Source organism: Lactovum miscens (assembly GCF_014202895.1).
In the GTDB taxonomy this organism is placed as follows: Bacteria; Bacillota; Bacilli; order Lactobacillales; family Streptococcaceae; genus Lactovum; species Lactovum miscens.
The window spans coordinates 1-11,205 of record NZ_JACHHV010000042.1; the positions used below are offsets into that span (position 1 = coordinate 1).

9 protein-coding genes and 1 pseudogene are annotated in these 11,205 nt (G+C 33.3%); 4 read left to right on the plus strand and 6 right to left on the minus strand.

Annotated features, from left to right (window positions below; translation table 11 throughout):
• Positions 1–152: 152 nt before the first annotated feature.
• Positions 153–1,700 (plus strand): sensor histidine kinase, encoded by a 1,548-nt coding sequence (locus HNQ37_RS07865; RefSeq protein WP_183541036.1) that lies wholly within the window; start codon positions 153–155, stop codon positions 1,698–1,700.
• An 847-nt stretch (positions 1,701–2,547) separates the two neighbouring features.
• Here the strand turns inward: HNQ37_RS07865 and HNQ37_RS07870 are convergent.
• The 4 genes from HNQ37_RS07870 to HNQ37_RS07885 form a co-directional block, all read right to left on the minus strand.
• The gene (locus HNQ37_RS07870; protein ID WP_246415635.1) at positions 2,548–3,246 is read right to left on the minus strand and encodes a GntR family transcriptional regulator; all 699 of its coding nucleotides are present in this window, start codon (positions 3,244–3,246) and stop codon (positions 2,548–2,550) included.
• 49 nt (positions 3,247–3,295) lie between these two features.
• A complete protein-coding gene (locus HNQ37_RS07875) occupies positions 3,296–4,075 on the minus strand; it encodes a ribonuclease HII (RefSeq protein WP_183541039.1) in 780 nt (259 codons plus the stop codon).
• Positions 4,059–4,883 carry a ribosome biogenesis GTPase YlqF gene (gene ylqF / locus HNQ37_RS07880; protein ID WP_183541042.1) on the minus strand — a complete coding sequence of 275 codons (825 nt, stop codon included), beginning with the start codon at positions 4,881–4,883 and terminating at the stop codon, positions 4,059–4,061. The genes HNQ37_RS07875 and ylqF overlap by 17 nt, the downstream gene beginning before the upstream one ends.
• Before the next feature lie 1,245 nt (positions 4,884–6,128).
• Positions 6,129–6,572: a hypothetical protein gene (locus HNQ37_RS07885; protein ID WP_183541045.1), complete on the minus strand. Its 444-nt coding sequence runs from the start codon at positions 6,570–6,572 to the stop codon at positions 6,129–6,131.
• 169 nt (positions 6,573–6,741) lie between these two features.
• Between HNQ37_RS07885 and ylxM the strand changes: the two genes are divergently transcribed.
• From ylxM to HNQ37_RS07900, 3 genes are all read left to right on the plus strand, one after another.
• Positions 6,742–7,062 (plus strand): YlxM family DNA-binding protein, encoded by a 321-nt coding sequence (gene ylxM, locus HNQ37_RS07890; RefSeq protein ID WP_183541048.1) that lies wholly within the window; start codon positions 6,742–6,744, stop codon positions 7,060–7,062.
• Between the two features lie 28 nt (positions 7,063–7,090).
• Complete coding sequence (locus HNQ37_RS07895) at positions 7,091–7,909, plus strand: alpha/beta fold hydrolase (RefSeq protein WP_183541051.1); 819 nt, start codon at positions 7,091–7,093, stop codon at positions 7,907–7,909.
• Positions 7,910–8,662: 753 nt separating this feature from the next.
• Entirely contained in the window at positions 8,663–9,769 is a 1,107-nt protein-coding gene (locus tag HNQ37_RS07900) for a vitamin B12 independent methionine synthase (RefSeq protein ID WP_183541054.1), read from the plus strand.
• A gap of 38 nt (positions 9,770–9,807) precedes the next feature.
• Here the strand turns inward: HNQ37_RS07900 and HNQ37_RS07905 are convergent, their stop codons facing one another.
• Entirely contained in the window at positions 9,808–10,509 is a 702-nt protein-coding gene (locus HNQ37_RS07905; protein ID WP_221289134.1) for an LrgB family protein, read from the minus strand.
• Between the two features lie 138 nt (positions 10,510–10,647).
• Positions 10,648–11,013, minus strand: a pseudogene (locus HNQ37_RS07910) (CidA/LrgA family protein); the annotation flags it as partial.
• Positions 11,014–11,205 lie beyond the last annotated feature (192 nt).

The following is an 11,205-nucleotide window of genomic DNA, read 5'->3' on the forward strand; positions in this document are numbered from 1 at the left end:
TTCTACTTGTCTTCTTTCAAATTCAAGTATAAGAAATTCAGGTGTTTTTTTCTTGCTTCAGGTGGCTAAACTAATTTTACAATTTGCCATATTTAGAAGATGTTGAAAAGTAAATGTGTACTTTGTAACTTTCATTTGGTAAAATAGAATAAATGAAAAAGCCTTCAAAAACCACTGTCAAATCAATCTTATTGTTGACTCTATTTTATATAGTAATATCAGCTGGCTTGTTGGTTCTGATTGATCAAAATGTAACTCAACTGGATACAAACCGTGTATTGAGTCGTGCTCAAAGATTGGGGGGGAGCCTCAAAAAAAATCCGATGCTAACCTTTAACTCCGATATTGAACGCTTCTCAACCAATGTCAGTAATCAGGATGTTAAAAAGATATTGGATGGTGCCATCTATTCGAGAGAAATGACTCGACAGGAAATCAAAGTTACAATCCCTATACTAAAAGAAGGAAAGATTACCTCTTATCTCTCAGTGACTGATACGCGAAGTCCAATCATTTTTATTAACACATCGATCATCATTTTTTGTGTGAGTCTCTGGTTTTTTTCTGTTTATGGTTTGAGCCGCCGTGCATATAAGAGAACTCAATTTACCAGCAATATCGTCGCAAAGATCAAAAATATTGAACGCTCTCCCCTTACACAGTCTTACCTTATTACAAAGGATGATGATCCGATTACGATTGCACTTAATGGCCTTGGAGAGGATATTCAACGTAAAATTCTTTCCAACAGAGAAGCTAAAGAAAATCTTTATGAATTTATAGAGTTTTTCCAATTTCCGATTTTTGTATATGATGGGATGGGGGCTTTCCATAGAAGCAATGCGGCTTTTCAAAATGAGTTTCCAAATGCTAACAGTGTTGATGCCTTTAGCTCATATTCGGAATTTCTCAATTTTTTAGTTGAAAAGATAGTTCACCCTGATATTCAAAATAAAACATTTTATTTTGAAAGAATAAATTCATATTATCAAGTTCAGTTTAATCCATTGGAGATGCTTAACAATCGTTATTTGGTTGCGATGTATGATGTAAGCAATTATTATCAAATGGTACAGTCACGGACAGATTTTATAACTAATATGTCATTGGCTATTAAATCACCGATTGATCAAATTAATATAAGCGCAGATAAAATTATTGATATTAAACTTAAAGATAAAATTTTGAAAGAAACTAAATGGTTAGGTGAACTAATTAATGATAGCGTGTCTTTAACCTCTCCTAGTGTCAAAAATAGAAAAGTTGAAATTCATGTAAATCAAATAATTGAAGAACTACTTGATGAATATAAAGTTGAAATTGCTAAGAAGAAGTTGTACTTGTCCGTCAATTTATCTTCTTTGGTTTTTAAGACTGATGAACAACGCTTGCGTTTGATCTTAAATAAATTAATTGGAAATGCTGTTTATTATTCAATAGAATCTGGAAAGATAGAAATCGATTTGGTCAAAGGACCAAAGAATTTACAATTTACAATTCGGGACTCGGGCCCAGGATTGACTGAGCTTCAGCAGGCCAGAGTTTTTGAAAATTTTTATCAAGCTGATGCAAATTTTTCAAACCTGGTTAATAGTGGTTTAGGACTCGCGATAGTAAAGAAAAATGTAGAAGATCTTAAAGGCCATGTCAAAGTGTCTAGCCAAATTGGGGTAGGGTCAACTTTTATTTTGAGATTTTAAAAAAGACTTTGTTAAAGTGAGATGATCTTTAAAGCTATAATTTTTATATTAAAATTATTTCTTGTCTTATTCAATTTTTACTAAGAAAAAGGATATTGAATTGGTCTTAGCCAGCTCAATTTTTTAATTTATTTAAGCCAGGATTAACTTTCCCAATAGAATTGAATATAGGCTTACTGTTAACGGAAACCATGAAAATCTACATTATGGAGTTGTTTTAGCAACTCACTTTACCATATTGATATAAAGATTTAGTCTGGCTTTGGCCTTCCTCGGAAAAACCCGAACCTCATCTAAATACACGGTACAACAATATGAACTACCTTAATAAAGCTAATTATCGGAAAATTGGTTCTTATTAATAAAAGTATTTTTGCCATTTTTGAACATTTTCAGTTTAAAAATTCATTCTTATTTGGATATTAAAATGCACATGCAATTAGAATTAAATATTCTTTTAAGTACTTTAGGATCAAATTGATTTTAATGATAAAGTTAATTTTTTATGTATGGTTTGAAAAGTAGTGAATATCCATCACCTGTGTTGAGTTTTCAGACGCTCAGCCTTTATAAATATACATTGTAATTATTGACATAGAGAATCTCATTTATAAAATCTTAAACATCAAAATCTTTTAATCGAATTTTTTTGGATAGTTGTAACCTCTTTATTTAGTGTTCTCCCGTGATTTTTTAGACAGATATCTTTTACAAAGGGATAATTTTAAATAACTTTAATCCTTAATTTAATGAATATTTTAACATAAGAAAAGACCTCCAATTATTTTTGAAAGTCCAACTTTAGATTGATGTTTAAAAAGTTGAGCGTAATTTTTAAGCTTAGTATTTAACGCTCCAAATAGAATTCAAAGCGGTCGCCAGCGTAGTAAGAAAGAACATATTCAAAGGCTTCTCCGTCGCTGAAATAAGATACTTGTGTTACCGAAAGAATTGCTGAAGCCGGTTTAATATTGAGATAGTCAGCAATTTCTTGGTTTGTATTTTTGGCGGCAATGGTTTTTTCGCTACGACCAATGATTTTCCCGGATGACTGAAGGGTTGCAAAAAAATGGTGTGTAATATCTTCTTTCTTGAAACCTTTAATGATATTGAAAGGAATGCAAGTAATTTCAAGGCAGATAGGAGTTTCATCAGCATAGCGAACACGCTCCATCTTTATCACTTCGCTCCCTGAAACAATTCCCAGTTTTTCTCTCTCAACCTTATTGGCCAAAACTTTAGTATAAGAGACAATTTTGCTGGATGGAGTCTTACCTTGAGAAGTAATTATTTCAGTGAAAGAAGTGGTTCCTCGCATCATTTCGCGGACCCTTTCACCTACGACATAAGTTCCAGAACCAGCACGTCTTTCAAGTATTCCTTCCTCACAGAGAGTGGATAAGGCTTGGCGTAAAGTAGTGCGTGTGACATTGAACTTTTCAGAAAGTTTCCTCTCTGAGGGCAGTCGCATTCCTACTTGATAAGTTTTGTTTTCTATTGCGCTTTTGAGATAGTCATGTATGCTTATATATAAGGGAGTAGGCAAAGTAGTGTCCTTTCTAAATATTTTTTAAAAATTTTTGATATTATTAATTTTATAAAATTGGTTTGTTTAAAAGTTCTGTAACAGGTGAAAAGGTTTTTCGATGAATAGGAGTTACACCGAGAACTTTTAAAGCTTCCATATGTTTGACGGTTCCGTAGCCAGCATTGTGAGCAAAGTCGTACCCAGGATAAAGCTCATCATATTGAGTCATGATTTGATCACGTGTGACTTTTGCTACGATGGAAGCCGCTGCAATACTCATTGACTTTGCATCTCCCTTGATAATTGAAATTTGAGGTAAATTAATATCAATCCTTAATGCATCTATTAAGAGATACTCAGGAAAAGGATTGAGCTTCAATACGGCTTCAGCCATTGCTTTTCGACTGGCTTGATAGATATTTATTTCGTCAATTTCTTCTGGGGAACATGAACCAATTGCTACAGATAGAGCTTGATTGAGAATTTCTTGATAGATTTTTTTATGTTTAGATTTGGGAATTTGTTTTGAGTCATTAAGACCAGGGATTTTACAATTTTCTGGTAAGATAACTGCTGCTGTCACGACTGGTCCGGCTAAAGGACCACGCCCTACTTCGTCTATCCCTGCAATAAATTTAATTCCCTGACTGTACAGCTCTTTCTCAAATATTAACATTTTTTCTAAACGTTTGCTCTCTAGAATTGTAGCTTTAAGCTTTTTTTTCTTTTGAAGAATTAGATTTTGAACACCAATACGTAAATCTAGAGAAAATTCAATTAGTTTAGGATCATTTAAATCTGATATTTGAGTTAATTGCTGTTTAATCTCTTTAATTGTTTGAGGCATCTTCAACTCTATCTAAGCAAAATCTCCCTAATTTTCCATTACGTACATCAATGATAAATCTGTTATAAAAACGTTCGTAGGCATCTTTATAACCAAATTTAGCTGTTAATTCAATGATATAATCAGGAATAGATTCTCCAGGCAAAACACCATAAAGTTTTTCTAATCGATCTGGATGATTTTCGGCAAAATAAGATAGACCATAAATGCAAACATCATCTTGTGTATATATATTATCTTTGATTGCGCCAGTTAAAGCAAGTTTAAGTCCTACTGTTTGATCTTCAAATTTTGGCCAAAGGATGCCCGGCGTATCAATAATTTCAAGTTCTTTATTTGAACGAATCCATTGTTGGGATTTTGTGACGCCAGCCGTATTGCCAGTTTTAGCAGAAGCTTTACCAGCCAAAGTATTGAGAAGGGTAGATTTCCCTGAATTAGGGATACCAACGACCATCGTACGAAGAACAATATTTTGAATTCCTCGCTCCTTATTGTGCTCAATTTTGTCTGCTAACAGTTCTTTAGCAGCTTTCAATATTCGCTTAGTACTAATGGGCTCTTTTGCATTCATGGCCAAAGAGTTCTTAAAATAGGTTAACCACTCATTCGTTTCCTCAGCAAGGTCCGCCTTGTTTAGGATGACCAAACGGGGCTTATCCCCAATTATCCTATCTAACATTGGGTTACGAGAAGAGAGAGGCATACGAGCATCTACCACTTCAATTACAAAATCGACAAATTTTAATTTTTCTTGTACTTGGGTTCTAGCTTTTGCCATGTGTCCTGGAAACCATTGTATAACCATATAAATTTTAGCCCCCATTGTAACAAGAGTTACATTCCTTCATTATTATTGTATTTTCAAAAATATACGCAATTTCTGCTGTTGATACTTATAATTTCAGCGATAAATTCTTCCTTATTTTAACATTGTTTGTCATTTTTTGTTGACATTGACTAGTTGATTACACGCTTTAATCTATTTATAAATTGGAAATTTGGCAAAATAAAATTAAATGAGTTTATTTTTGAGATGAATATGTTTTAAAATTTATAAATGAGCAAAACACCATTTAGTGTGATAGTTGAATTCATCAAGGAAAGGCTCAAACTAAAGTCCATCAGTTTAGAACATGTCTTGAGCTCAAAAAACTTTTTTAGACCATAACTTGTCTCAATGTACTTTTTTGCCAATTCTAGGCATAATAAAACTCACTTAGAATTTATCGTCTATAAAAATGCGAGCTTTTACCTAATATAATAAATGAATCGAATGCCACTAATTGAGCTGACATAAATCACTGTTTAGGGAATTGCTTGAACTCCAGTCATAACTTTGGATGAAAAATGGCGAGGTAAATCTTAAATTAACAATTTTCATTGTAAGTTGCAAATTAAGTTAGCCAGCTGAAGAAAGAAAAAAGCCTGAAACCTTTATACTTGAATTTGGAAAAAACAAAGTAGAAAAGGATTCAGATGCAAGATCATGCTAACATAAAATGCGAACATCTAACACTGATTGAACGACGTCAAATTGAACGTTGGCACAATAGGGAACACTGAAGTGGGAACCACCAGATTGCATGACTCTTAGGAAAAGCCCCACAAAGGATTCGTCATGAGCTCAAGCGAGAGCAGGTTCAATTGAAGATTCTGCTGAAGTGGCTCAAAGCTTCTTATGACACCAAGTCAAAGGCTCTGTGGACGTCCCTCAAAGTTTACAAGAGGTTTGAATGATCTGATTTCAAAGGGCGCGTCCGGGATAAATTATCGCTTGAAGTGCTCTCGCTTTGTCATCCTGTCTGTTCACAAATGCTCTATAAGACATATAGATTTATTATTCACAATAAAATCATTAAATTACTTTTTATTTTTATCTTGAAAAATTGACTATGAAAATAAGAAATATATTGTAGAAAAAATAGTCTTGGTTGAGGTATTAGGCAAAATAATTTCAAAAAATACCGATACAACTTAGAAATAAATTACCTTTTTACTTTTTGAATGAATTCGTTTGGACTTTATAATAGAATTTATGAAAAAACAATAATCAATTGATCTCAAATTTCTCAGCCCTCTTAAGAATTCCAAGTAGTCGTCTTTCTAACCATGCAATTAAGATAAGCAATAATCCCCAACCAAGGAAAATGGCACCAAGTGTTTCTTCGCCCTTTGCGTGTTTTTGGAAGAAAGCTTTGCTAGGATTAGAGTTCTGCACAAAAATTTCAATTTCATTGCCAACTTTTCCGTATGAATGAATGAATTTATCACGAGGAGCAACTGTATAAGCTTCACCAAGAAATTTATAATGTAAGAGTTGCTCATCATTATCTTGAGAATTCTTAACAATTGTAGCAGTGATGGCTGTTTTCTGAGTTTTCTCATCTCTATAATAACTATTTAACTGAAAAAAGCCCACAATTATCATTGCAACAGCAACTAAGATTAGTATTATTCGAAGGGCTAGTTGCCAATTCTTTGCAATTGTTTTCATGCTTCAATTCTATCAAAATATAACTTAAATTGCTATATCATTTTACTTCATAGCGACTTAATATAATGTCAGTTCAGCTGTACTTACATAGAATTTTTTCAAATAAATTAAGCAGCAAAAGCCCACTTTTTAAATTTATTAAGCAAATTAATTTGGTATAATCATAATAATGACGCTTGAAAAAACAAATTTTATTAACAACTTGCTTGATTTTTACGAAGAATTACTTAATGAAAAGCAACAAGCTGCTCTTTCTATGTACTATGCTGAAGATTTTTCACTCTCCGAAATTGCAGAAAATATGGATATGACAAAGCAGGCTGCTTCTGACTTAATTAAACGTTCGGAAAAAAAGTTAGAAAATTTTGAAGAAAAATTACAACTTTCAAAATCTGAGCAAGCTCGAAATGAAGAAATCTCTAATTTGATTAATAAATATCATACCTTTCCAGAGCTCTGCTCAGATTTAGAAAAACTCAAGGAGCTTTAATTTGGAGATTGAGGAGCTTAATTTGAAGATGTCAGATGGCGAAATAATTCGTCTTGGTATTTACCGACCAGTTCTTCCAGCTAGATTTGTTGTCCAGATTGTTCATGGATTTGGTGAATATATTGAACAATATGAGACAGTAGTAGCCCACTTTTCTAAACTTGGAGGAATCTGTCTGGTTCATGATCAACGTGGTTTTGGAAAATTGGTAAAAAATATAAGATCAAAGCAAGGGGTGTTGCAGTCTTATGAATTATGGTTGTCTGACATTTTAGAAATTCGCCAAAAATTTGATTATGATTTTCGCAATTTACCATGGGTCATTTTTGGGCATTCACTTGGTGGAAATGTCGTATTAAATGTATTATTAAAAGTTCCGGACATATTAAAGTTCTACGATAAAGCAATTATAGAGAGCCCTTGGCTAGGTTTAAACAATGAACCGCCTCGTTTTGTGAAAGTACTTGCTAAATATTTAGGACGCTTTTCTGAAAAGCTCTCTATCCAAGCCCCTCTAAAAATGAGTTTTGTGATCCATGATCAAGATAAAATTAAAGCGATCGTGAATGATGGGATTTTTCATACTCGACTCTCCTTCCGAATTTATAGTCAGATTACTGAAGCCGCTACATATGCTTTATCTCATGCAAATAAGTTGCCAATAGAGACATTGTTACTTGGCGCAGAAGAAGAAAAAATAGTTTCACGGTTGGCAATTCATAGATTTGCTGAAACCTCAAATTATCATTTACATTTTTTTGAGGTTCCTCTTGCCTTTCACATGATTCACATGGACAATTGTATGCAAGATTTTTATGCGAAAGTTGATAAGTTCTTAAAATTTTGACAATAAATAGTTGCTATGTTACACTATATTCAGACAATTTAATATCAAAAATTGAGAAGAGAACTGGTAAAAACTGCACAGAGAGTCCCGTTGAATGAAAAGGGACCAGCTTTCCAGCGAAAATGATCTCATAGATTTCAGCCTAACTGACGGACAGCTCCGATATAAGCTTGTAGTCTAACTAAAGCACTATAAATGACTACTTGAGGAAATTTCTGTGAAGGAATTTTAAATAAAGGTGGTAACACGAACCATTCGCCCTTGTCTGTATTTAAGATGAGGCTTTTTTATTTTTCTTGTTAGAAAGAGGTTAGATAAAATATGAAAATTAAAAATTTCAATTTTAACAAAATGGATTATTTTTGAGATTGTTAGTAATGAGAGTGACTTATAATAATTTAATGTAATAAATATTATTTTATATGATTTTTAGAATTTTCACGCTTTATACCAAAAGTATTTCCAATGTAAAAGGTAAAACTTTTTAAATAAATAATAGCCAAATGTTATAAAACCTGAACATAAATCATAGATGTAAATATATCAGGAGTTGTTTGAGTCGCTAAATTGTCACAAATAAAATTTAGTATTTTTTAATCTAGTTGTTTGTTTTATTTCAGGTTGGTTAGTACATTTTGAACAACAAGAAATAAATCAATCAATTTTGGTTGGTAAAATCTTATTTTAAAAAATACAAAAAAATGAAATTGTAAATGAATAAGGTAAATTAACCTTAAAATAAAAGGAGATAAAATGACACATACACACGAACATTTCGATCACGTTGGTTCTTTCCTTCGCACACCCGAATTGAAAAAAGGCCGTTTGGAATTTGCCGAAGGAAAAATCTCGGAAGAAGACTTAGTGGCAATAAAGCATCAAGAAATTACAAAACTTGTCGCTAAAGAAGCTCAAATTGGACTGAAATCAGTCACTGACGGTGAATATAACCGTTCATGGTGGCATCTTGATTTTCTATGGAACCTCAATGGAATTGAAGCATATGAGCAGGAAAATTCATATAAATTTCATGGTGCTAACACTCGTACAACTAATGTTAGGCTTTGTGGCAAGGTAACAGAAAATCCAAATCATCCTTTTTATGAAGACTTTAAATTTTTGCAAACAGTTCTTCCAGAAGGTGTTGCACCTAAAGTTACTATTCCTTCCCCATCTTTGATTCCCAATCGTGATGGACGGTCAGATCTTTGGGAAGATTTTTATCCAACTTGGGAAGCATTTTTAGATGACTTGGCGCAGACCTATCATGATACTATTCAACATTTCTATGAACTCGGTGCGCGTTATGTTCAGCTTGATGACACAACTTGGGCCTACCTAATTGCTCGCTTGATTGATAGCCCTGAAAAACATAAATTTTATGAAAAGCAAGCTGAAGATATCGTTTATGTGGTAAATAAAGCTTTAGCAGGTCTTCCAGAAGATCTTCGTATCTCAACTCATATCTGCCGTGGTAATTTTAGGTCTACCTATCTCTTTGAAGGTTCATATGAACCAGTCGCCAAATATCTTGGTCAACTCAACTATGATACTTTCTTTTTAGAATATGATGATGCAAGATCTGGTGATTTTTCTCCCTTGACTGATATTTGGAATTCCCGTAAAGATGTTTTTATTGTGCTTGGTTTAATTACATCTAAGAAGCCTGAATTGGAAGATAAAGTTGAAATAAAGGCAAAAATTTCCGAAGCAGCAAAACTTGTTCCTCTTGAAAACCTTGGTCTTTCAACTCAATGTGGTTTTGCTTCTACTGAAGAAGGAAACGATTTGAGCGAAGATGAGGAATGGATCAAACTTGGTTATATTCGTCTTTTGACTGATGAAATTTGGTATAAATGATTATGAATAGAACTTTAAAAAGGAAATTTGTTCTTTTTTTAAATTCCTAAAATGATTTTTGCCATTATTGGAACACAGATAACATACATGATACCTGTCACTCCAATGGCGAGCGCTGCCATGGCACCTTGTGTTGGGCCAAGCTCAATTGCGTTCCCAGTCCCTATCGCATGGCCAGTTCCTCCTAAAGCAATACCTTGGGCAACAGGGTCCTTGATTTGAAAGAGATTAAGAATAGGTATTCCAAGTACACTTGTTAAAATACCAGTTGCGACAACGACAACGACTGTTATTTCCATAACTCCTCCCATCTTCTGAGAGATTCCGATAGCCATGGCTGTTGTAACAGATTTGGGAAAGATTGATATAGCAACAATTTTTGGTAGACCAAAGAATTTAGCAAGTAATGCAGTCAATAAAGTATTGATTAAAGTTGTGATTGAAATTGAAATGATGATGGAGCGCGCGTGATGTTTCAACAAATGAAAAGTGCGGTATAAAGGGATTGCTAATGCAACAGTACTTGGAGCAATCATATCATTTATAATGGCTCCTCCTTTGAAGTAATTTTCATAGGAAATTTTAGAAAATTTCAATATAAGAATAATGACAACGGTTGAAATAAGTAAAGGGTTTGTCCATGGATGAGGATAGGCTTGAAATAGTCTTACAGACAATAGGAAAACAAGTAGGGTGAGCGTGAATCCAAAGAGAGGATTCACGCTTATTGTATTGATCATTTTATCTCCTTAATTTTTGTGGGTGTTGCCACCCTCAATAAGGCTGCGCAACCATGAAACTTTTTCGTTTGTTTGATCATGATGCTTGTTTCTTGAGTGCTGATTAATGACATCAAGTGCCAGCTGGACAGAAGTGAGTTTTGGAGTGACATAATCCCCTTCAAATTTTACTTTAATAAATTGGATAAGTTGACCGAGTAGGCCAATATTAATGAAAAGAGCGAAAACGATAATTATTAAAATCTGAACCCAGTAGTTGGAAATCATCGCCCATTTATCAAGAATTCCTACTCCAGCTGGAAGAAAGAGAATTGTCATATTGTTGAGTAAAAAGTCACCAACCGTGCTCACATCATTTACTTTTAACAGTTTGAATTCAAAAGCCAAAAAAAGCAAAATCATTCCGATAATTGGACCAGGTATAGATAACTTGAAAAAGCTTGTTAAAGCTTCCCCAAGTAGACTAAATCCAAAAATAAATAAAAGTTGAATATATATTTTCATAATTTTTCTGTAAATTTTCTCCTATTTACATTATTTTATCATTTGAGAATTCAATGTAAAGATTTTAATTCGAGGAGAATATTTTGTCCTAATATAAATGGCAAATTGTAAAATTAGTTTAGCCACCTGAAGCAAGAAAAAAACACCTGAATCTCTTATACTTGAGTTTGCAAGAACAAAAAGTAGAAAAGG

What these genes read in the sequence shown, in the direction of transcription:
- HNQ37_RS07895 (WP_183541051.1), top strand. Translation starts at nt 7,091, where the DNA reads ATGTCAGATGGCGAAATAATTCGTCTTGGTATTTACCGACCAGTTCTT.
- HNQ37_RS07900 (WP_183541054.1), top strand. Translation starts at nt 8,663, where the DNA reads ATGACACATACACACGAACATTTCGATCACGTTGGTTCTTTCCTTCGC.
- HNQ37_RS07905 (WP_221289134.1), bottom strand. Translation starts at nt 10,509, where the DNA reads ATGATCAATACAATAAGCGTGAATCCTCTCTTTGGATTCACGCTCACC.
- HNQ37_RS07885 (WP_183541045.1), bottom strand. Translation starts at nt 6,572, where the DNA reads ATGAAAACAATTGCAAAGAATTGGCAACTAGCCCTTCGAATAATACTA.
- HNQ37_RS07875 (WP_183541039.1), bottom strand. Translation starts at nt 4,075, where the DNA reads ATGCCTCAAACAATTAAAGAGATTAAACAGCAATTAACTCAAATATCA.
- ylxM (WP_183541048.1), top strand. Translation starts at nt 6,742, where the DNA reads ATGACGCTTGAAAAAACAAATTTTATTAACAACTTGCTTGATTTTTAC.
- HNQ37_RS07865 (WP_183541036.1), top strand. Translation starts at nt 153, where the DNA reads ATGAAAAAGCCTTCAAAAACCACTGTCAAATCAATCTTATTGTTGACT.
- ylqF (WP_183541042.1), bottom strand. Translation starts at nt 4,883, where the DNA reads ATGGTTATACAATGGTTTCCAGGACACATGGCAAAAGCTAGAACCCAA.